The organism is Phytoamicus setariae (assembly GCF_016722925.1).
GTDB classification, from domain to species: Bacteria; Pseudomonadota; Alphaproteobacteria; order Rhizobiales; family Rhizobiaceae; genus Rhizobium_E; species Rhizobium_E setariae.
The window spans coordinates 275,369-296,968 of record NZ_JAEQNC010000005.1 but is presented as its reverse complement, the minus strand read 5'-3'; the positions used below and the strand labels follow the sequence as shown (position 1 = coordinate 296,968).

General features: G+C 57.8%; 22 protein-coding genes and 1 tRNA gene. 9 read left to right on the top strand and 14 right to left on the bottom strand.

What is annotated here, in order from left to right:
• Positions 1–46: 46 nt before the first annotated feature.
• The 8 genes from JJB09_RS11270 to JJB09_RS11235 form a co-directional block, all read right to left on the bottom strand.
• Positions 47–1,291 (bottom strand): DnaB-like helicase C-terminal domain-containing protein, encoded by a 1,245-nt coding sequence (locus JJB09_RS11270; RefSeq protein ID WP_201657625.1) that lies wholly within the window; start codon positions 1,289–1,291, stop codon positions 47–49.
• On the bottom strand, positions 1,288–1,875 hold the full coding sequence (locus JJB09_RS11265) for a hypothetical protein (protein WP_201657622.1): 588 nt from the start codon (positions 1,873–1,875) through the stop codon (positions 1,288–1,290). Before JJB09_RS11265 ends, JJB09_RS11270 begins: the two co-directional genes overlap by 4 nt.
• Positions 1,876–3,345 carry a hypothetical protein gene (locus tag JJB09_RS11260; RefSeq protein WP_201657619.1) on the bottom strand — a complete coding sequence of 490 codons (1,470 nt, stop codon included), beginning with the start codon at positions 3,343–3,345 and terminating at the stop codon, positions 1,876–1,878.
• 392 nt (positions 3,346–3,737) lie between these two features.
• Positions 3,738–4,052: a HigA family addiction module antitoxin gene (locus JJB09_RS11255; RefSeq protein ID WP_201657616.1), complete on the bottom strand. Its 315-nt coding sequence runs from the start codon at positions 4,050–4,052 to the stop codon at positions 3,738–3,740.
• Between the two features lie 251 nt (positions 4,053–4,303).
• On the bottom strand, positions 4,304–4,774 hold the full coding sequence (locus JJB09_RS11250) for a PH domain-containing protein (RefSeq protein ID WP_201657613.1): 471 nt from the start codon (positions 4,772–4,774) through the stop codon (positions 4,304–4,306).
• A 589-nt stretch (positions 4,775–5,363) separates the two neighbouring features.
• On the bottom strand, positions 5,364–6,116 hold the full coding sequence (locus JJB09_RS11245) for a site-specific integrase (RefSeq protein WP_201657610.1): 753 nt from the start codon (positions 6,114–6,116) through the stop codon (positions 5,364–5,366).
• The gene (locus JJB09_RS11240; protein ID WP_201657607.1) at positions 6,097–7,830 is read right to left on the bottom strand and encodes a site-specific integrase; all 1,734 of its coding nucleotides are present in this window, start codon (positions 7,828–7,830) and stop codon (positions 6,097–6,099) included. The genes JJB09_RS11245 and JJB09_RS11240 overlap by 20 nt, the downstream gene beginning before the upstream one ends.
• Before the next feature lie 59 nt (positions 7,831–7,889).
• Positions 7,890–7,965 (bottom strand) — tRNA-Ala (locus tag JJB09_RS11235).
• A 178-nt stretch (positions 7,966–8,143) separates the two neighbouring features.
• On the opposite strand from JJB09_RS11235, the gene JJB09_RS11230 reads away from it, so the two are divergent.
• Positions 8,144–9,544: a phosphomannomutase gene (locus JJB09_RS11230; RefSeq protein ID WP_201657604.1), complete on the top strand. Its 1,401-nt coding sequence runs from the start codon at positions 8,144–8,146 to the stop codon at positions 9,542–9,544.
• 71 nt (positions 9,545–9,615) lie between these two features.
• Positions 9,616–10,059, top strand: a complete 444-nt coding sequence (locus JJB09_RS11225; RefSeq protein ID WP_201657601.1) for a GNAT family N-acetyltransferase — start codon at positions 9,616–9,618, stop codon at positions 10,057–10,059.
• On the opposite strand, the gene ung is transcribed toward JJB09_RS11225, so the two are convergent.
• Positions 10,060–10,752 carry a uracil-DNA glycosylase gene (ung, locus tag JJB09_RS11220; RefSeq protein ID WP_201657598.1) on the bottom strand — a complete coding sequence of 231 codons (693 nt, stop codon included), beginning with the start codon at positions 10,750–10,752 and terminating at the stop codon, positions 10,060–10,062.
• Between the two features lie 167 nt (positions 10,753–10,919).
• On the opposite strand from ung, the gene JJB09_RS11215 reads away from it, so the two are divergent.
• Both JJB09_RS11215 and JJB09_RS11210 read left to right on the top strand, forming a co-directional pair.
• Positions 10,920–12,131 (top strand): mandelate racemase/muconate lactonizing enzyme family protein, encoded by a 1,212-nt coding sequence (locus tag JJB09_RS11215; RefSeq protein ID WP_201657594.1) that lies wholly within the window; start codon positions 10,920–10,922, stop codon positions 12,129–12,131.
• A gap of 188 nt (positions 12,132–12,319) precedes the next feature.
• A complete protein-coding gene (locus JJB09_RS11210; RefSeq protein ID WP_201657591.1) occupies positions 12,320–12,625 on the top strand; it encodes a TFIIB-type zinc ribbon-containing protein in 306 nt (101 codons plus the stop codon).
• A gap of 68 nt (positions 12,626–12,693) precedes the next feature.
• Here the strand turns inward: JJB09_RS11210 and JJB09_RS11205 are convergent, their stop codons facing one another.
• Positions 12,694–13,620, bottom strand: coding sequence for a DMT family transporter (locus JJB09_RS11205; RefSeq protein WP_201657588.1), 927 nt, complete (start codon positions 13,618–13,620; stop codon positions 12,694–12,696).
• 108 nt (positions 13,621–13,728) lie between these two features.
• On the bottom strand, positions 13,729–14,643 hold the full coding sequence (locus JJB09_RS11200; RefSeq protein WP_201657585.1) for a LysR family transcriptional regulator: 915 nt from the start codon (positions 14,641–14,643) through the stop codon (positions 13,729–13,731).
• A gap of 129 nt (positions 14,644–14,772) precedes the next feature.
• On the opposite strand from JJB09_RS11200, the gene JJB09_RS11195 reads away from it, so the two are divergent.
• Positions 14,773–15,048: a DUF2798 domain-containing protein gene (locus tag JJB09_RS11195; protein ID WP_201657582.1), complete on the top strand. Its 276-nt coding sequence runs from the start codon at positions 14,773–14,775 to the stop codon at positions 15,046–15,048.
• Positions 15,049–15,075: 27 nt separating this feature from the next.
• Here JJB09_RS11195 and JJB09_RS11190 read toward each other — a convergent pair whose 3' ends face one another.
• The 3 genes from JJB09_RS11190 to JJB09_RS11180 form a co-directional block, all read right to left on the bottom strand.
• Entirely contained in the window at positions 15,076–15,432 is a 357-nt protein-coding gene (locus JJB09_RS11190) for a hypothetical protein (protein WP_201657579.1), read from the bottom strand.
• A gap of 102 nt (positions 15,433–15,534) precedes the next feature.
• Positions 15,535–16,056, bottom strand: coding sequence for a GNAT family N-acetyltransferase (locus tag JJB09_RS11185; RefSeq protein ID WP_201657576.1), 522 nt, complete (start codon positions 16,054–16,056; stop codon positions 15,535–15,537).
• Positions 16,057–16,109: 53 nt separating this feature from the next.
• On the bottom strand, positions 16,110–16,742 hold the full coding sequence (locus JJB09_RS11180; protein ID WP_201657574.1) for a DUF922 domain-containing Zn-dependent protease: 633 nt from the start codon (positions 16,740–16,742) through the stop codon (positions 16,110–16,112).
• Positions 16,743–16,901: 159 nt separating this feature from the next.
• On the opposite strand from JJB09_RS11180, the gene JJB09_RS11175 reads away from it, so the two are divergent.
• The 4 genes from JJB09_RS11175 to rfbC all read left to right on the top strand — a co-directional run bounded on the left by JJB09_RS11175 (position 16,902) and on the right by rfbC (position 21,594).
• Positions 16,902–17,624 (top strand): sulfotransferase family 2 domain-containing protein, encoded by a 723-nt coding sequence (locus JJB09_RS11175; protein WP_201657571.1) that lies wholly within the window; start codon positions 16,902–16,904, stop codon positions 17,622–17,624.
• Between the two features lie 164 nt (positions 17,625–17,788).
• Positions 17,789–19,609, top strand: coding sequence for a translation elongation factor 4 (gene lepA, locus JJB09_RS11170; RefSeq protein ID WP_201657568.1), 1,821 nt, complete (start codon positions 17,789–17,791; stop codon positions 19,607–19,609).
• A 111-nt stretch (positions 19,610–19,720) separates the two neighbouring features.
• A complete protein-coding gene (locus tag JJB09_RS11165) occupies positions 19,721–20,953 on the top strand; it encodes a GGDEF domain-containing protein (protein ID WP_201657565.1) in 1,233 nt (410 codons plus the stop codon).
• 86 nt (positions 20,954–21,039) lie between these two features.
• Positions 21,040–21,594 carry a dTDP-4-dehydrorhamnose 3,5-epimerase gene (gene rfbC / locus JJB09_RS11160; RefSeq protein WP_201657562.1) on the top strand — a complete coding sequence of 185 codons (555 nt, stop codon included), beginning with the start codon at positions 21,040–21,042 and terminating at the stop codon, positions 21,592–21,594.
• The last annotated feature ends 6 nt before the right edge of the window (positions 21,595–21,600 follow it).

The window sequence follows — 21,600 nt, the reverse complement described above, 5'->3', positions numbered from 1 at the left end:
CCGTGCCACGAAATATGAACCCGGTCCTAATTTTAGAAATATCCGGTCACAACATCCAATCATCCTGAGGTGAATGATCAAGCTCCACCGCCGGAAGCTCACTGAAATCAAAAGGTTGGAAAAGAAAATTGGTTCGGATCGCGCCGAGGCGACCCTCGCGGTTCTTGATCACTTCGTAGTTGCGGGTCGTGGTCTCATCGGGGGAGGCCCCTTCCGAGATCGCGATAACGATGGACGAAATCTGGCCGACGACGTCGGTGCCGCCGATGTTGCGCAGATCGCCGGGCGAGCCCTTGCCCTGTTCGCGGTTGAACTGCACCGATTGGTGAACCGGGATATTGCGGGCAATCGCCAACTGCTGGACCTCAAGTCCGACCTGAGACAGAAGCTCGAAATTCTTGGCGTTCCGCATCTGCTTGGCAGGCTGCATTAGGTACTGGGCATCGATCAACACAACGTCCGGCGCGTGCTCCTGAATGAGCGCGTCCACGATATCGACGGACTTGGTCAGGTTGCCGGAGACGAGAATGAAATCAGGCCGGGCAATCGAAAGCTGGATTGCCTCTTGAATGAGCTGTTCGCCCCAGAACGACAGTGTGCCGCGCTTGATCAGGTCCGGGTTGACGCCTGCACGCATACCGATCAGACGCCGAGCCATACCGACCGCGCCCATTTCCATCGACACGAGCATGACCTTGAACCCGGCGTCATTGGCAGCAAGCGCGGCCTTTGCCATCGTGTACGATTTACCGACGTTCGGGCGGGCGACCCACGTCACCACCTCGCCCGGCATCGCGCCGCCGGTCAGCGTGTCTAGTCCATCCCAGCCCAGCGTGACCCCGGCAAGGCCCCCAGCACCCAGATCGCGGGCAAGGGCATATTCGTTCATCGCCATTTCGGCGGCGACTGGCAGTGTGAACACGTCGTTGCTGGCGGAAAACCGGCTCGTAGAGGAGTGCATGGCCGCGACAAGGCGGGTCAGGTTCTCGACGTCGGAACGGACAAGCGCCCCTTGGAAGTCCTGCACATGCTCGCGTACGCCGTTGAAGATGGCACGATCCACGACGCGCTGCATGTAGTAGGCGGGAGGAGCATTCGAGGGCAGGAGGGAAAACCCGTTCTGCCGCATGATATCGAGGCCGGGCAAACCGCCGTAGGTCGAGTAGAACCGGCGGACGAAGTCGTAGGCTGGGCGCTCGGCGTCAAGGAACAGTTCGGGCCGCAGATTTCGAACGAAATTGCGTCCGCCGGACTGGATGATGGAGGAGAGGAGCTGTAGGCCGTCGCTCATGCCTTGACCTCCAACGTGCGCAGGTTTGCCCCGTCAAGGAAGGGCTGTTCCCACCAATCGGCAAGACGGGGAGATAGCTTGTGTGGGTTGCAAATCTGGAGCACGTTGGACTTGTTTGCGCCGACACGGTCGGTCAGCAAGTCCTGTATCTGCCGACGTTGATAGCCGGAGAAATCCCGCTCGGTCGGCTTGGTCGCGGCATAGTAGAAGTCCAGAACGAAAAGCGCCTGTGGCGTCATGAGGTCTTCGAAGCCGTCATAGTCGCGGGTCTCGACCATGCGGATCAACCGACCCAGATGCACCACCTTGCAGCCGAGGCCGCGAATGTGCAGCACGCGGGCGGTGAGTTGCGTTGTCAGGAGGGCCTTGTTGCTCCGCAGGTCCAAGGCCCACGTCACGCCGCCGCTCTTGAGGCTGGTGTATCCGGGGTCAGTCAGCCAATCGGAGATTTGCTTGCCGACGTCCTCGCCGAGGGTCGATAGCGACATGTCATGAACGGAGACCGGGATACCGGCGCGAATGAGCGACTGGCGGCGGGCTTCGCTGATCTGTTGCTTGTGGCTTTCGGGAATGTCGTCGGTCATTTATGCGCCCCACTCCGGGATACTGGAAAAATCGGGTACTTCGTCAGGCCCAAGGGCGGGCAGGGGGGTGGCTTCGCGGGCGGCGCGGATCGCCTCCATATCGGCGAGGCGCTTGGCTTCACGGGCGGCTGGGGAGTTTGGGTGAGGCGTGTTGCCTCCCATGCGCTTGGCGCGATCCTCCACTAGCCGGGCCTTCTGCCACGCGTCGTTGGCCCGGCGCTCGGCGGATTTGTTTTCCTCGCGCATCTTGGCGGCGGCGCGGCCCTCGGCGATCTTCATGCGGGCCTCTTCCGGCGTCAGTCCGCCCTTGAGGGTCAGCCGGGCGAACTCCTGCTGTTCGTGCCCTTTTAGCGACCGTATCCAGCTTTCGGACAGGTCGGAGGCATACGCCTTGAGGAAGTGCTCTTTCTGCGACAGGAAGAACGACAGGACCGGGAATTCCGGGCGGTTGGTCTTCATCCACGAAAAACGGTGCGCGAGGATTTGCGTCCAGTTGACGACGGCCCAGCGAACGAAGGCGTGCAGCTCTTCGGGGGAGCCGGTCCACTTCGAAATCAGGCCGTTCTTCACCATGCCGAAATCCTTTTCGGTCCATGTGATGAACGTCGCGCCGGGGTAGTCAGTGAATGCCTCGGCGAAGGCGGCGCGGAACGTCGCTTCAATTGCACCCGGTTTCAAAACCTGCTGGGCCTTGACGAGCTTGTCATTGGTGCGGCGGAGAGCATCGGCGACCAGCGTGTCAACCGAGGAAGGGGGGACGGGCGCAACCGGGGGGATCGAAGAATTTTGCGGGGAGGCGGGCTCCACACTTTCCCAACCTTCCGCCAAATCCAAATCCAAGTCGCCGGAGCTAACCGCTCGACCCGGCAGGGGCGAGCTATAAAACAGTTCTGAGGATTGTTCTATATATAGTTCTTTATTGTCTACGCGTTCACGCGCAGAGGGTCTACGCATAGACGCATAGAGGGTCTGCGCGTCCACGCTTATACCTTCGTCCCACCCAACCTCGCTAGAAGTGTGGGCGGCAGCTTGCTTTTCCTTTAGGTGCTTCGGCACGGGGAGCATGTCTGCACTCGGTTCCCATTCAAAATTGATTTCGATCTTGAGGCCAAGTGTATGCATTTCCGTTCGATCCACGAAGATAACCCCACGGGCCTCCAGTGAGGCGAGAACACGCCGGGCTGCGGATTGCGAGCACCCAAGGCCATAGCCACGGCTATCACCTTCACATAGATTTCGGACAAAGAAGTAGTCAGAACGTTCGCTAAACTTCCACTGCACAAGACGGTCATGCAGGAGGCGAACCATGCGGAATTCTTCGGGAGGAAGCGGTATCCACTTCCTATCTATCATACGGGAGGTATTGGCTTGTTCCAGAAGGTCTGGATTGTCCACTCCAGCTTCCTTGAACTTATTATGTCGCGCACGTTCAAACGACGCGACCACAGCGTTGCCTGCTGGGCTTGACATGGTGTTCTCATTTGAGGGGGGCGTTCTCGCCCGATTGAAAGATTGCATAATGGGTGCCGGGGTTTGTTGGAACGTCGGCGATGCATACCCGGCAAGGATGCACTGCCGACGTCCAGCAGACTAGTTGTAAGTCAATCGCGGGCGCGAACCGCGATGCCTGTATAATATCCCAATGAGAGTGGGTGTCAATATAATTGCAATCTAGAGTGTTGACGAAAACTCTGTCGATTGCTTGAAAATCAAGACGTTATCCGAATGTAGTCGGCAAAGACGTTGAGCAATGTGCCAACCAGAAGTGTAAGCCTGCAATCAGTCTGCTGGCAGCGCAGGCTGTTTTGCGAGCCAGTTCAGGTGACCTTGCAACCGGTTTCAAATGTGGAGAAATTTCGGTGCTAAGCTAGGGGAGCTTGCGGACTCAGGTCCGTGCTTTCCGGATCCGCCAACCAAGAGTCATGTGCAGCTTGGAGCTTGAGCCACAGTTCCGCGCCGCCACCAAGAATTACCCCCAGTTTGGTTGCGACAGGAAGTGTTATGGAGCAGCGTTCGCCAAGGATATCATTAAGGTGACGTCGGGGGATGCCGAACAGACGGGCGATCTCAGCCTTGGAATGGGCGACATCGGGCAGAACATCATTCAGAACCGCGCCTGGGTGAGAGGGGCGGCGTTTAAGAGGATATTCAACTGTGCATTCCGTGCAATCGGTCATAGCTCGATATCTCCCGATCTACCTCAGCGAACGCGCTGAACTAGCTTAGCCCGACATTCACTTCAGGACAATGCGTTGCGCCCCCAGCGAATGATGATCGGGGAAATCGGATAGCAGTGTAGATCAGTCCATAGGAAGATCGGCCGCACTCGCCTGTGAAGCGCATAGGGCTAACATCACGGTGGCAACGACTGTTCTCATAGGATGCCTTGCATTCACCTGCAAAATTCCGGGTTGAGTTAAGCTGCTTGTCAAACCGAAGCAAGAAAAGCCTTCCGGAACCTTTCCGCCCTCTTAGAATTCACGTGTCGAATGCGGTAGGCTTCTGACCGCGTTTCTATAATGATATCGCACCATCCGAAAATCTTGCCCAAAATCGAGCGGTCGATCTTCACGTTGTCCACCGCCTTAACCGGGACGACGTCATCGTCCTTCACGAACCAGCGGCCCTTCTGTGCTGTAAACAGCTTGGTGCCATTTGTGAAAATGATCTTGGTCCGGTTCAAGACTGCTTTCTTGTACCAGAGAAAAATCAATATCAGCAGAAGGCCCGCGCCTAGGGTCGGTATGCTGATTAGCACTGTCCAAAAAATGGCATTGAGCCAGAAGAACACGCTATAGGCTCCTGAGATTTCTACATTACTCGTTTCACCCCCAGCGGCGCGACGCGCAGACTGATCTGCAAGATCGCCAACGGCTTCCTCGGTATTCACAACTGACATGCTGTCCCCAATAGGCACTTGCGGTACGCCCCCGCGAATTGCCCTCTTGATCTTGGTGATCGGGGAGTTGGAAAATCGTGTACACACGATCCCTACGGCCTTTAGTTCGGAGAACCTGTTGCATACGCCGCAGGCTCCCCGACCATAGGTCAAGGAGTCGGTATCGTTCAGGTCGATACCCTTACCGTGTACATGAGGTTTCCACGCCCCAGCGCATCGCGTAATGCGCCACATGTGTCTTCGCGCGCTGATACATTTCTGTCAACGAAAACAATCGTGCGATGGTGAAATTGCGTACGAGCCCACTTCCGATTTCGCCAAATGGTGAAACCGGGTGCAAAAATTGCTGATACGCGAAATTGGCAAATTTCTCCCGGTGTCACGCGGGGAAAGCCAAAGCAGGAAGACCGACTAAACTCTTGTACGGCTTCCGATATGATCCCTAACAGGCAAAAACCAAAGGTCGTTAAGCGTTACGGGAAAGACTGGGATGAGCTAGGCGTTTCTCCCGCGTGTAACGGACGGCATCTCTCGTGGCGTAACGGGCAAAGTGGGATTTCTACCCACATCAGTAATTTTGCACCCGGTTTCACTTTTTCATCAGAGGGTCTAGATCCAACTCAGGATACCCGATTTTGCCAATCGCTTCGGCAAGCGTTGAAACTCCCGCTCCCTGTCCATATCTCTCTTCGATACCGCTGCCGCTAGGCCACCCACCAATTGCTCTGACCGCATCAATCGAAAGCTTGGCTTCTCTGGTCGCATCGCGAAAATTATGGCGAAAGGAATGGAAGGAAACACCCTCGCTGACTTTGACATCGTTTTTCAGCCAATAGCTGAAGCGTTTTTGAAACCGGTCAACGGCTTGCTTTTGACTTTCGCCGGACAGATCAGAGAATAGGCGTGCGTCCTTCGGCATCGTGGTCTTGAACAGCGCAAGAAAACCTAATTCTTTCAAAACTGGGTGCACGGGGATGACGCGGGCGGCATCTCTTGTTTTCACGCTGCGGTCATTGGTCTCGCTTAGTGCAAAAACCAAGACACCGTCGATAGTCCGAATATCCTGATGGGTTAGCCCGATAATCTCGCCCAGCCGCATCCCAGAAAACAAGGCGATGACCGGCAACCAAAATCGTCCAGTGCTGTCCTTACTCCATTCGGGTAACAGCGAGATGAGACGGTTAAGCTCCTCCATTTTGAAGGGATGCTTTCCATTTCGTGACTTACGGATTTCAGGTGTTTGATGCATGGCGGGGTTGCTATCACGCAACCCTTTCTGAACGGTAAAACCGAAGAATACTGATAGGCTCTGAACGGTTGTCTCAACCGTCGTTGGAAACAACAGGCGTCTCCTCAGTTTGCGGCCGCATTGCAAGTCCGACGAGAACAGGAATATCCAGTTCGGGGTAAGCGACTTGTTCCATCCATTCTGCCAATTTTGATATGCGCGCGCCTTCGCCATAGTGGTTTTCGATTGAAGACCCTCTCGTCCATCCGCCGAGCCGGCGGATTGCATCGCCAGAAAGGCTGGCGTTCGTCATCGCGTCCCTAAATAGGTGCCGAAACGAATGAAAGGTGACGCGTGGGCGGACACGGACTTCTTTCTTCAGCCATCGGCTATAAGCTTTTTGGAACCGATCTACCGCATTTTCTTGGTTACTTCCCGGAAGGTCGGCAAAGAGGCGATCACCGGGACGGCACGCATCTACCAGCCGCCCAAAGCCTAGCGAAAGCAATGTCGAATGAAGGGGCACGACGCGTGTAGAGGCTTCTGTCTTGAGTTTGCGCTCTTCAGTTTCCTCCAAGGCGATACACATTACGCCGGCTCTTACCTGAATGTCTTCTCGCCTCAGCCAGATAATTTCGCCCAGTCGCATACCGGTAAACATGGCAACAAGTGGCAACCAAAACCGGCCCGTCGTGTGTCCCTCTGCCCATGTGGGCAGCAACGTCAGCAGTCGTCCTAATTCATCCGAATTGTACACCCCCCGTCGTTGTCCGCCGTCCTTCGACTTTTTGAACAGCTTAGCGGCGGGATTAACGTCCAATAGGCCCGCATCCACTGCATAACCCAAAACAGTTGTCACGCGACGAACATATCCCGAGATCGACAAAAGCGAGAGCTTGGCGTTACCGTCTTGGTTGGCTTTTTCGGCTACATCTGCCAACGTTAGCCCTTTGAATTTTTTGTATTTATTGTGGTTTGAAGGCAGAGATGCAATTAGGTCCCTGATACGTGCACAATGCTCGCGTGTGATATCGCGGATAAACGTCTGCGGACCCAGAATTTCAAGCATCGCGGCAAAAGTGATTTTGTATTTCTGATGTGTCTTTGGTGTCAGGCTGGCTCTAACTGCGTCCACCTCGAAGCGGGCGATCAACTCGTCTAGTCGCACACCCTTATCGGTTGAAATCTTTGGCTTGCTGCTTGCCAAGGAAATGCCCGCGAAAAGGGTGTCGTGAGTGTCCGCCGAATAATTTCGCTTCGCGCGATCAATCCGCCTCCGAAGCACCTCCTCATCGACGCGACCGAGAAGTTCAGCCAGCTCGAACCATCTTTGCTCACCTTCGCGAATAGGCAATTTGTGTTTGAGCAAAACGGGTGTGACGCGATGACCGTAGAATTCACCGCGCTCCATTTCGTTGGTTACTTCCGACAAATCCAGCTCCAAGATATGAATATCGTCCGCGCTTGCCGGCTCCGGATGGTTCTTTGAAAGCTCCTCGAAAAATTCAAAGCGAGCGACATCCTCAAGCGTGCGTCTGGAGACCTGCGCAGGACCATCGTCGGTCGGCGGGGAAATGCCGATACGTGCGTCGTCGAACTGCTTGTCGTACTTGATGGTGAGTTCGCGTGCTCGTCCTTCGGCGACTTTGCGCAGGGGCGTCTTCAGCGGGATACTGATTTGCTGCCTTCCGCCGAAATGAGAACTGACATCTGATGGAATGCGTTTGACAAAGAAATAGCTGTCTTTGAGCTTCCGAAGACCAGTGACTTTTGCCATAAATAACCGCAGGAAATTGAAGAATGTTGAAACCGATGTTGAAACCAGCATCGGAAATTAATGCAGCAATAGCAAATAATTACAGGAAATTCAAATGGCTCTGGAGATGATGGTGGAGCTAAGGAGGATCGAACTCCTGGCCTCTACATTGCGAACGTAGCGCTCTCCCAGCTGAGCTATAGCCCCAAGGATCAGGTCGAAACCGGACAACAAATAGATAACACGTCCCTCGCAAAGTTCAATTGGCGCCTCGCCAAATGGGCCTGCCGACGTCCGAATTTACCACGCTTGCGGGGTTTGTTTTGCATCGGCGGGCGATTCGGATAATGCTTTGGCGGCAACAAGAATCTGCAGGGAGCGCGTTTTGGCGGCGGCATTTGGAACTTCAGGACTTCGCGGACCGGCGACGGATTTCACCCAGAGCCTCTGCGCGGCGTATATCATTGCTTTCCTCGAGCGCTGCGAGAGCCAGACGGAGGAGCGGACGGCTTATATTGCCGCTGACCTTCGCGATTCCAGCCCACGCATCGCCGCACAGTGTCTTGCTGCCGTCACCGCGCTGGGTTGGACGCCTGTCTGGGCGGGCAATGTCCCGACTCCGGCGGTCGCCGCCTATGCCATGGCGCGACAGGCGCCGGCGATCATGATCACCGGCAGCCACATTCCCGAAACTTATAACGGCATCAAGTTCTACCGGCCCGACGGAGAGTTCCTCAAGGAAGACGAGGCCCCGGTTCGCGAACGGGCCGAAGCGATCATGGCCGAAGGGCGCGCCGTTTCGGCGGTCGATCCCGGCCAGCCGCTGGCCGCCGTTGCCGAGGACTACGTCAACCGCTATGTCGCGGCCTTTGGCAACTCGGCGCTTTCCGGCCTTAAGATCGGTATCGACCTGCATTCAGCGGTTGGGCGCGACCTCACGGTGCGGATTTTTGAAGGCCTTGGGGCGGAGGTGATTGCCTTCCGGCGGGTCGAGACATTCGTTGCAGTCGATACCGAAGCGCTTGATGCCGAGGATATTGCCCGTGCCCGCAAGCTGATCGAGGAGAAGGGGCTCGATGCCGTGATCTCGACCGATGGCGACGGTGACCGTCCGCTTGTCATCGACGATCAGGGCCGCCAGATCAACGGTGACGTGCTGGGCATGCTCACTGCCAAAGCCCTGGACGCCAGGACCGTGGTGACCCCGCTTTCCTCGACCAGTGCTGTCGAGCAATCCGGCTGGTTTGCCCATGTCGAGCGCACCCGCATCGGCTCGCCCTATGTGGTGGCGGCGATGGCCAAGGCATCAAACCGCCCGGTTGTTGGCTTCGAGGCTAATGGCGGCTTCCTGCTCGAGGATGATGTCAAGCTCGCCCATGGCGCCTTGAGGCGATTACCGACCCGCGATGCCGTGCTGCCGGCGCTGGCCTGCCTTGTGCTTGCGAAGAAGGAAGGCCTGAGCCTTTCGTCACTGGCGGCCACCTTGCCGCCGCGCTTCATGAAGGCGGATCGCGTCAAGGACGTCGCTCCGGACAAGGGAAAGGTGTTTCTCGAAAAACTGGAGACATCGACCGACTTCCGTGCCGGGTTCGACGTCCGCATCATGTCGCCGGTCGAGATTGCCACGCTGGACGGTGTGCGAATGACGCTGCCCAACGGCGACACAGTGCATTTCCGCCAGTCGGGCAATGCACCGGAAATGCGAATCTATGTCGAGACCGGAGCCGCGGCAACGACCGAAGCGTTGCTCTCCGAGCTGATGGCAAAGCTGAAGGCACAGTTCTGAAGGGTGTCGCTTACGCCTGTGCGGTGGCTTCGGGTCTACCGCACCGGCAAAGCTTATCGGGGGAGGGATGAATGATCGCTGAAATTCGCAATGCGCAACCGGGCGATTTCGCCGACTGGCTGCCGCTTTGGGAGGGCTATCTCGAATTCTACAAGGTGACGATCGAGCCGCACATCACTGCAACGACATGGGCGCGCATCCTCGATCCAATGAACCTGCTGACGTCGCGGGTGGCGCTGGTCGGCGGCAACATGGTCGGCTTTGCCAATCACCACACGCACCTGACGACCTGGGATACGCGACCCGTCTGCTATCTGGAGGACTTGTTCGTCAGCCCATCGGGGCGAGGCATGGGCATCGGCCGGCAATTGATCGATGACATGATCGCGATGGGCAAGCAGAAGGACTGGGCGTCGGTCTACTGGATCACGGCTGAAGACAACACGACGGCTCAAGGCCTCTACGATACCTACAACAAGCGCGATGCCTTTATCCGCTATAGCGTTGTCCTCTGATCAGACTTCGGCAGGCAGTTGCCAGTCGATCGGTTGGAGACCCTGCGCTTCCAGAAACTCGTTGGCCTTGGAAAAGTGCCTGGAGCCGAAGAAGCCGTTATAGGCCGATAGCGGCGAGGGGTGCGGCGCTTTCAGTACCAGATGTTTCTTCTGGTCGACGAAGGCTGCCTTCTTCTGGGCGTAAGATCCCCAAAGCATGAAAACCGCTGGACTGGGCTGCTCGTTGACGCGGGCGATCACCGCGTCGGTGAATTTTTCCCAGCCACGGCCCTGATGGGAGGCCGCGAGCGAACGCTCGACCGTCAGAACGCTGTTGAGCAGCAGCACGCCCTGTCTGGCCCAATGTTCGAGAAAGCCGTGGCGGGCGGGGGCGATGCCGAGGTCGGCCTGCATTTCCTTGTAGATGTTGACCAGCGATGGCGGGATCTTCACGCCAGGCTGAACCGAAAAGCAGAGGCCGTGTGCCTGGCCTTCTCCGTGGTATGGGTCCTGTCCGAGAATGACCACTTTCACTTCGCCGAGCCGGGTTAGATCGAGCGCACGGAAATATTCGGCTCCCCTGGGGAAGATCACTTTTCCCGCCTGCTTCTCCGCTTGCAGGAACTGCTTGAGGGACTCCATGTAGGGGCTAGAGAATTCAGACGCCAACGCCTGCTTCCAGCCGTCTTCCAGCTTGATGGCGGTATCTGTCATGGTTCGGTCTCCTTTGTCGGGATCGAAACCGAAGCTTGATCGGATCGCAAGGGGGATTTGATCTTGTGCACAGGACCGGTCAAATTCCGTCGCGATTGCGACGCCAATACGCGCGCATTCCCGGCGCAATATGGGTATGAATTATCAGGAGTTTCAGAGGGGATAACATGAAAATTACCGATGTGAAGACCTGGGTCGTCGGCAATCCGCCGCCGGGTGCGGGCGGGCGCTACTTCATCTTCGTCAAGCTCACCACCGATGGCAATGTCGTCGGCTACGGCGAGGCCTACAATGCCACCTTCGATCCCCATCTGACGGCCAGGCTGATCGAGGATTGCGCGGCCCGCTATCTCGTCGGCCGTGATCCCCACGACATCGAGACCTTCTTCCGCAATGCTTACTCCTCGGGGTTTTCGCAACGACCCGACGTCACCATGATGGGTTGCGTTTCGGCGCTGGAAATGGCGTGCTGGGACATTATCGGCAAGGAGGCGGGCAAGCCGGTCTACAAGCTGCTCGGAGGACAGGTACATGAGGTGCTGCGCACCTACACCTATCTTTACCCGAAGACTGGAAGCGTCGTGCCGGCCGAGATCGAGGGCAAGAACGTTTACAACGATCCCGACATGGCCGCCGCCTGTGCGCTTGAATATCTCAAGGAGGGCTTCAATGCGGTCAAGTTCGATCCGGCCGGTCCTTACACGATCTACGACGGCCACCAGCCACGTCTGATCGACATCGATCTTTCCGAACGCATGGTGAAAGCGGTGCGTGAGGCGGTTGGCACCAAGGCCGATATCCTGTTCGGCACGCATGGACAGTTTACCGCATCGGGTGCTTTGCGCATGGCACGTGCGCTCGAAAAATACGATCCGCTGTGGTTCGAGGAGCCGGTGCCGCCCGATATGCCCGAGGTGATGGCACAGGTCGCGCGGGGAACGTCGATCCCGATCTCGACGGGGGAGCGACTGACGACAAAGTGGGAATTTGCCAGGGTCATCGAGCACCGCGCTGCGTCCATCCTGCAGCCGGACCTCGGCCGCTCGGGCGGCATTCTGGAGACCAAGAAGATCGCGGCGATGGCGGAAGCCTTCCACATCCAGATCGCGCCGCATTGCTATTGCGGCCCGATCGTCGCGGCTGCGAATATCCAGTTGGCGGTGACGCTGCCGAACTTCCTCATCCTTGAGGCGATCAAGCAGTTCGACGGCTTCCACGAAACGCTGTTGAACAAGAAGATCGAATGGCAGGACGGCCATGTCATTCCGTCGAAAGAGCCAGGGCTGGGCGTCGAACTCAACGAGGCGGTCTGCGATGCCCACCCATGGACCGGCTCGCAACTGCATCTCGGCATGGTGCCGGAGCCGGTGAGGGGATAGCACGGCGTCGGAAAAATGGGTGGATCATTGCCTTGAAATCGGCGGGGTTCAAACGTAAATAGGCAATTGCGGACCGGGCCCCTCTGGTTGTTGCGCGATGCAACAGCGATGTCGGACCGCTTAACAGGGGCCCGTGCAGCAAACGAAAGTCGCGGCCCCAAATCTGTTTTTCGTTTGGAGGTCCACAGATGAATTCCCCCCATGCCGGTTTGGTTTGCCCGTCCTGCCGTGTCTCGCTCGTCATGAGCGAGCGTCAGGGCGTCGAGATCGATTACTGCCCGCAATGCCGCGGCGTTTGGCTCGATCGAGGCGAACTCGACAAGATCATCGAGCGCAACGGCAAGGAGATGGCGACCTATCAGCAGCCTGTTCCGCAGCCGCAACAGCCGCAACAGCCACAGTATCAGCAGAACCACAACAGCGGCTACGGCCAGCCCTATCCGCATGGCTACCAGAAGCGGAAGAAGTCGTTCTTCGAAGAACTGTTCGACTGATCGTCAACGGTTCGTAGCCACCCGGCACAGCCACATTACCGGAAGCCGCTCGTCACCGACGTGCGGCTTCATTGTTTTCTGTTTTCGTGCGCTGCCGGCGACGAGAGTGCGAAGAGGCCAGCGGCGATGATCAGGCCGGCGCCGGCAATCGTCGTGAGATAGGGGATTTCGCCGAAGAACATAAAACCCCAGAGCGGCGCCCAGAGCATGCCGGTGTATTCGAAGGACGTGACCACGCTTGCCTTGGCGATCCGGTAGGCCTGCGTCAGCAGGGTCATGCCGATCGCGGCAATGACGCCGCATGAGCCGATCAACAGGAGGTCAGTGGTGTCAGGCCAGACCCAGGGCCGGATGAGGAACTCGATGGATTTGTGGTCCGCCTGGTGGATGCCGGTCAGATGGAAGAAGCCGGCGATAGTCAGCGCGCCGAGCAGGTAGATGGCGTTCTGGTAAAACGCCATGACCGAGGCGGTGGTCGCGGTGCCCATCTTGCGCGCCATCAGCATGGCAAGCGCATAATTGAATGCCGAGAACAGCGAAAGCAGTGCGGCAGGCTCAAAAAGCCCTGCACCAGGTCGCAGCATGATGATGACGCCGACGAAGCCGATGAGCACCGCCGTGATCCGTCGCCAGCCGATCGTCTCGCCGAGCAATGGCACGGCAAGCGCCATGGTGAACAATGGCACGGTGAAATAGAGCGCCACCGCATCGGCGAGCGGCAGCGCTGGAAATGCCATATAATAGGTCGTGTAGGCCGCAAGCATCAGGGACGACCGTGCCATCAGCGAACCGAACTGGCGCGCGGCAAGCGCCGGCAGTCCCGCTTCGAAATGCACGAGCACCAGCAGGATCGGCGCCGAGACGAGACAACGGATCGATACGACCTGTGTCAGCGGATAGTCGCCGGAGACGGCCTTGATGATGGCGTCCTGCAATGAAAAGATAAGTATGCCAAGACAGAGATAAATGATCCCGAGCGTCGCGCGGTTCTGCAATTGAAGCTCCCGAGAGGTAAGGGGATCATCCTCTAGTAGGATTTTTGCCAATGTCTCCCTATTCGCGACATTGCCGGTACAATCACAGCAAGAAATGCCAGCAAATTCCTATCCTCGTTCCGCTTGTAGCGCACGATGGAGAAAGTCGATGAACAGGCTGACTTTCTGGGTTTTTGCGTGCCGGTCCAGCACGCAGGCGAAGAAATGGAAGGGCTCGGGGTCCAGAAGCGTGCCTTCGGGGCTGGCAAACAGGCGAACCAGCCGACCCTGCCTGATATGTTCGTCGGCGATGAAGGCGCCAAGGCGGCTTACTCCAAGCCCATCCAGCACCATGGAGGCGATGGCGTCGATGTCGTTGGCGACCAGCAACGGCTTGAAATCCGGTTCGATGCGTTCGCCGTTCACCATGAAGCCCCAGCGCATCGTGCGCCCATCGGCGGGGAGCCGATAGCCGATGCAGTCATGGCGGGCGATGTCCCCGGGAGTGAGTGGCGTGCCCCGGCGCGCGACATAGTCGGGCGAAGCACACATGATCATCGGGACGGTTGCGATCTTGCGGGCGATGAGGCCGGGCTCCAATTGTGCGCGGAAACGGATGCTGACGTCGATCTCGTCGGCGATATGGTCGACATTGCGATCGGTCAGGACCAGTTCGACCGACAGTTTTGGATAGAGGCTGGCGAAACGGGCGACCTGCACAGCGATACGGTGGCGACCGAAGGCGACGGCGGAGGCAATGCGCAGGCGACCGGAGACTTCGCCCTGCGATTCCGTCACCTGCTGGCCAGTCATTTCAAGCTCGTGGATCAGCGGCTTGGTGCTGGCGTAATAGCGGGCGCCCGCTTCCGTCAGGCTGATCTTGCGGGTCGTCCGGTTCAGCAACCGGGCACTGAGACTCTGTTCCAGCTTCTGGATGTTCTGGCTGACCGCCGCGGGTGTGACGCCCAGCTTGCGTGCGGCCGCGGCAATCGAGTGTTCCTCGACCGTGGTTACGAAGCACTCTATCCAGCGCAACTTGTGCAAACGGATTTTCCCTCATGTCATTCGATAGTTTTTCTAACTAATGCATTCAGAATATGCCGTCTACTCTAATGGCGGTCGAACGACTAGATACAGCTCCATCGAACAAAAACAACAATCAATGGACCAATTATGAACAATACATCTGCCGAAATCGCCGCTCGCCGCCCGTTCACCCTGGGCCTGCCGCGCGCTTTCACACCCTACGTTTTTTCGTTCTACATGGCGTTCATCATGTCGTTTGTCATGTCGGCAGTGCTGATCGCGGTCAACGCTGGCATTCAGGACGATTTTGGCGCGCGCCTGCTCGCAAGCTGGCGGATCGCATTTCCGACAGCCTTCGTCATCGTGCTCGGCGTCCGCCCGATTGTTCTCAGGCTTGTGGCACTCACGGTGCGTATGGCTTGATGGAGTGGGGGCAGGGAGGCCGGCGCCTCATTTGGCTGCCTGGCGCTTGTCATTTTCGCGGCACCGTTCCCAGGCGGTTTTGCCCCAGTTGCGCAGTGCCTTGAATTTGATGTAGCCGGTTGTCTCAAGCCCGGCCAGCCGCATGTCGCGCAGGTAGCCCTCGTCGCAATCCATGCGGCTTCTGCCCTGCGGGTCTGAGTAACAGGCGTCGTGATTGTAGCAGGCAATGTTCTCGCCCTTCGAAGGCTTCACCAGTACCGCGTCGTTACAATAGACCTTGCTCTCCTTGTAGGGCCGCTTCGTCGTGTTGGTCACCGGCACGGGGTTTGCGAGCGCTGTGGTCGCAAGAGCCGCTGCGGCAATGGCAATGACAAGGCGTTTCATACGGGAGTTCCTTCGGAAGAGAGCGGGACAATTCCACATCTCTGATTCGCAATAAAGAAGAATTGATGGCCGTCGGTACTGCGTCCTGCCGGGTTTAGCCTTTTATGACTTGCCGTCGGGATCGGTGCGAACGTCCAGTGTCAGTTGCAAGAAGGCAAGATCGAGCCAGACACCGAACTTCGTGCCCACCTGCTTCATATGGCCGACAGCCTCGAAGCCAAGTTTCTCATGCAATCTGATCGAGCCCTCATTGGTGGCGTCGATGCCGGCGACCATGACGTGCTTGCCGATCCCGCGGGCGCGTTCGATCAGAGCGATCATCAACGCTTTGCCCAAGCCCCCGCCGCGGCAATCCTTGCTGACATAAACGGAGTGTTCGACGGTGTGCCGGTATCCATCGAAGGCGCGCCAGTCGCCGAACGAGGCATAGCCGAGGACAGTGCCGTCGTCGCCGGCGGCGACCAGAACCGGATAGCCCTGTTTCTGACGGTCAGCCAGCCATCGGCTGCGGTTTTCGAAATCCACCAATGTGTCGTTCCAGATCGCAGTCGTGTTGGCGACCGCGTCGTTGTAGATTGCCAGGATGCCGGCGATGTCACCTGCCCCTGCGTCGCGTATTTGCATTGTCGATCTCCCTCGGGGATATTCGCTGTTGTAACGAAGGCAGGCGCAATCCGCTATTGGCCATTCACCAGTTTGAGCACCAGTTGATGGATATTGCCGCCCTCGCTAAGTTCCACCTGGTCGAAATCCCGACCTCTTTGGCGCTGTCGCTGGGATATGGTCGCCAGACGCGCCTGCAGATCCGCCCTGATCTTCTGGCACTTCGTATCATCCGGCGCGGACAGACCGACACTCACTTTCTCGATTTCCTGCACCATTTCCTTGATGAAGGTGCCATGAATGCGCTCGTGCGCGTGAACACCTGCAACGAACGCTTCCCAACTCGCGGCCAGCGGCGACGGAAGCGCGTTGGAGGGTTTCGGCAGTCTGTAGGTGATGATGAGTTTGGGCTTGGCAAGCGTCAGCACGCAGCTGCGATCAGGCTGCGGCTGGTACTTGCGCGTCCAGGTGAGCTTGAAATCCGTATGGGCGATGGCCCGGACATTGCCACCGGCAACGGGACCATGCTTGCCAATTGACCTATAAAGATCGATGCCCGAACTGCCTGTAATCGCATAGGTGGAGATCTTTTCGACGGGCTGCCATTCTGCTTGCCCGACAGCGGGAGCGATCGCCATCGCTGTCGCCAACCCCAATCGAATACCGGCCTTCAAATCTGCCCCCTGCAATGCATCGCGCCACGACATGTAACGGCAGGATGCCCTGTCATCAACCGGAATGGCTTTTGCCGGGCCATGGCGGCGGCGCTCAGTCAGCGCTTGCAGACATGGCGAATCTGCTGCAAGAGATCCGAATGACGCGCCAAAAGCGCAATCGTTCAGGCTCGCATTGCAAAGTTCTGGTCAATGATAGTTTCCCACAAGCACAAGATCATCTTCATCAAGCCGCGGAAGGTTGCGGGCACATCCTTTGAAATCGCTTTGTCCAAATACCTGGCTGAAGACGATATCATCACGCCGGTTTCACGCGAGGATGAAAAGATCAGGCGCAAACTCGGCTTTATCGGCCCACGCGGCTTCAGCTTCAGTCTTGCCAAGTATTTCAGCAAGAAGCCGTCCAAGCGCATTTCGTTTTTCGGCCTCAGGCTGCCCCACAAGTTTTACAATCACATATCGGCGCCGCAGATCAAACGCCGTTTGGACGCCGCCGCCTGGCGCGACTACCACAAGATCTCGATCGTGCGGAACCCGTGGGAGCGGGCTGTGTCCATCTTCTTCTGGAAGAATACCAAGAGCTGGAAGACGCCCGATCTGGCGGAGTTCACCAGTTACTTCAAGAAGAACAAATACCTGCTCAATATCAATTACCCGAATTACATGATCGGCGGCAAGGATGTCATCGACACCTATATCCGCTACGAGAATTTCGAGGAAGACATCCTCAAGCTCGAACGCCAGGTGCCCTCGCTCGCGGGACTATGGGACACGTTCAAGGACATCAATGCGAAAGCCGATACGCGCGACAAGTCGCGCAGTACGGCTGAGATATTCCGCAACAACCCTGAGGTGAACGCGCTTGTCGAGAAGATGAACCGCTGGGAGATCGAGAAGTTCTCCTATCATTTGTGACCTGTCCGGTTTCTCCGACTTTGCGCGACGCAGCGGCCTGAGCATCCGTGTGGGAGCCTTCCACATGGCGACCGCCAGCAATTGCCGCTCTTTTCGGTCCAATTCAGCCCTTCCCGGGCTGAACGATCTTTACACTTTTAGCCATTCCATTGTATGCGGGCCGCATGAGCACAGATAATCGCACTCCCCTATCCCATATCCGCAATTTCTCGATCGTGGCCCATATCGACCACGGCAAGTCGACGCTTGCCGACCGGCTGATCCAGACTACCGGTGGCCTGGCCGATCGCGAGATGTCCGAGCAGGTGCTCGACAACATGGATATCGAGAAGGAGCGCGGCATCACCATCAAGGCGCAGACTGTGCGGCTGCACTATCTCGCCAACAATGGCGAGAAATACATCCTCAACCTCATGGACACGCCAGGCCATGTCGACTTCGCCTATGAAGTGAGCCGCTCGCTGGCGGCCTGCGAAGGTTCGCTTTTGGTGGTCGATGCGTCCCAGGGCGTGGAAGCGCAGACGCTTGCCAACGTCTATCAGGCGCTCGACGCCAACCACGAGATCGTGCCGGTACTCAACAAGATCGACCTGCCTGCGGCAGAACCCGATCGCATCAAGCAGCAGATCGAGGATGTCATCGGCATCGATGCCTCGGACGCGGTGATGATCTCGGCCAAGACCGGCCTCGGCATTCCCGATGTGCTGGAGGCGATTGTCAACCGCCTGCCGCCGCCGAAGAACGGCGACGACAAGGCCCCGCTCAAGGCATTGCTGGTCGACAGCTGGTACGACACCTATCTCGGCGTCATGGTTCTCGTCCGCGTCATGGACGGCGTGATGAAGAAGGGCCAGACCATCCGCATGATGGGCACCGACGCCAAATACATGGTCGAGCGTATCGGCGTGCTGACCCCGAAGATGGTCAATGTCGAGGAACTCGGCCCCGGCGAAGTCGGCTTCATCACCGCTTCGATCAAGGAAGTGGCCGACACCCGCGTCGGCGATACTATTACCGAAGACAAGCGCCCGACTGCCGAAGCCCTGCCGGGCTTCAAGCCGGCCCAGCCGGTGGTGTTCTGCGGCCTGTTTCCGGTCGATGCCGCCGATTTCGAGGATCTGCGCGCCGCCATGGGCAAGCTGCGCCTCAACGACGCCTCGTTCTCGTTCGAAATGGAATCGTCGGCCGCGCTCGGCTTCGGTTTCCGTTGCGGTTTCCTCGGCCTGCTGCATCTCGAAATCATCCAGGAGCGGCTGGAGCGCGAGTTCGACCTCGACCTCATCGCCACGGCCCCCTCGGTCGTCTACCAGCTGTCGATGACCGATGGTACGGAAATCGAACTTCACAATCCGGCCGACATGCCCGACGTGGTCAAGATCAAGGAAATCCGCGAGCCGTGGATCCGTGCGACGATCATGACGCCGGACGACTATCTCGGCTCGGTGCTGAAGCTTTGCCAGGATCGCCGCGGTGTCCAGATCGAGCTTACCTATGCCGGCACACGCGCAATGGTTACCTACGACCTGCCGCTCAACGAAGTCGTGTTCGACTTCTATGACCGGCTGAAGTCGATCTCCAAGGGCTACGCCTCGTTCGACTACCACCTTACGGATTACCAGGAAGGCAATCTCGTCAAGATGTCGATCATGGTCAACGGCGAGCCGGTCGATGCGCTGTCGATGCTGGTCCACCGCTCGGCGGCGGAAAAGCGCGGTCGCGACATGTGCGAAAAGCTCAAGGACCTGATCCCGCGCCACATGTTCAAGATTCCGATCCAGGCGGCGATCGGCGGCAACGTCATTGCGCGCGAAACGATCTCGGCGATGCGCAAGGACGTGACGGCGAAATGCTACGGCGGCGACGCCACCCGCAAGCGCAAGCTGCTCGACAAGCAGAAAGAGGGCAAGAAGCGCATGCGCCAGTTCGGCAAGGTCGACATTCCGCAGGAAGCGTTCATCGCCGCACTACGGATGAGCGACGACTGAGGAAGCCCAAGCTTTCCAGTTTTTCCTGCTTCCATCAACCCACCTTTAGATCGCGTTCAGATTTTGGCGTTAGTTTGCGTTAATCTGTCCCACGAATCAGAGGGGGCGTTGATGGGTGCAGTGGCGGTGGAAGATGTGGATCGCCAGATCCACAATGGATTTCGGCTGCTGCGGTTCGCGCCTGACATAGAAGCGCCCTTCCTGCGTGATTATGTGGCTGCCCGCGTGCGGCTTGCGCCGATCTGGGCCGTGATCGGCATCCTGATCTACGATCTTGTCTATTTCGGCGATGCCACCATGATGTCGGATGTGTTCTCCGAACTGGTCGTAGTCCGTTTTCTGATCTTCACGCCGTTCGTCATCGCCAGCGTACTTGCGGTGCGGCGCTGGCCTAATGCCTTGCTATATGATCTCTTGTCGATCGCAATTGCCCTCCTCGGCGTGACGCTGCCGATGTCAGTCGCTGTCAACAGCCACAGCCCCTACATGTTTGTCTACCAGAACGGCAATGTCGCAGCCTTCCTGTTCTTCGTCATTGCGCTCAGGCCGCGCTTTGCCGCCATCGTGATCGGGCTGGTGCTGATGTGTGCGTCGCATTTCACCACGACCAGCCTCACCGGTGCGTTCGATGCGGTCACCCACAGCGGTATCGTTACTTTCTACGTGACCGTGTCGATCTTCCTGGCGATGAGCGCCTATTTCATGGAGCAGAAGGATCGGATGAATTTCCTCAACCAGCTGCGCGGCAGCATGTTGCACGCACAACTGGAGCAAAAGTCCGAACGTGACGAACTCACTGGCCTTCTCAATCGTCATTCGCTGGCGCGCGTTCGCGAAGCGGTCTGGCGAGGGCAAGGCTCGGCCGCCTCGGTGGCGGTGATCATGCTGGATATCGACAGGTTCAAGCTGTTCAACGATGTCCACGGCCATATCGAAGGCGACGATTGCATTCGCGCTGTCAGCCGGTGCATTTGCCGCGAGGTGGGTGGCGCTGGTGAAACCTTCCGCTTTGGCGGTGAAGAAATCCTGGTGCTGATGGCCAATGCCGAGGTTGAGGCAGCGTATGTGATGGCGGAAAGGATAAGGTCGGCGATCGAATCTCTTGGTATTCCGCATCACGGGCTTGCCGACGGCCATGTCGTGACTGCCAGCCTCGGAGTTGCTTGCGGCAAGTCATCAGAGCAGTCGCTGGAGGATTTGCTCAAGGGCGCGGACGCGGCGCTTTACAATTCAAAGCGTAACGGCAGGAATGCGGTTTCGGTATCCGGCGGCGGCACCGGCGTTTCGCTCCAGCGAAGCCAAGCGGACGACGGTGATGACGCCTCATTGGCGATGGCCGGCTGACGACCGACTACCCTAAATCTTGGCATTGAGCTTATCATATATAAGCAATACAACGCGTCGATGATTTGGATCAGCGCGGGCATGACATGAATTTTGAACGTTTCGACATTGAGGGGCCGGTGCTTGTCACCCCAAAGCGCATCGGCGACAGCCGCGGCTGGTTTTCCGAAACGTTCCGGGCCGACGCATTTGCCGACAATGTCGGCCCGCATACCTTCGTTCAGCACAATCAGTCGATGTCAGCTGCGAAGGGGACAGTGCGCGGTCTGCATTTCCAGCTTGCGCCGATGGGCCAGGGGAAGCTGGTAAGGTGCCTGCGAGGAGCGATTCTCGACGTTGCCGTGGACATCCGCCGCTCATCGCCGACCTTCGGCCGGCATGTGACGGCGGAACTGACTCCAGACAATAGCCGTCAACTTTGGGTGCCGGAGGGCTTTGCGCATGGTTTCGTCACGCTGACTGAAGACACCGAAATCTTCTACCTTGTGACCAACTATTATAGTCCGGCCCATGACCGAGGTCTGGCTTGGAACGATCCGGCGCTGGCGATCGAATGGGGCTTGGACGAAGCGAGCGCCCAGCTCTCGGACAAGGACCGCAAGTGGCCGGTTCTTGCCGAATTGCCCGACGCTTACATTTAAAGGGAA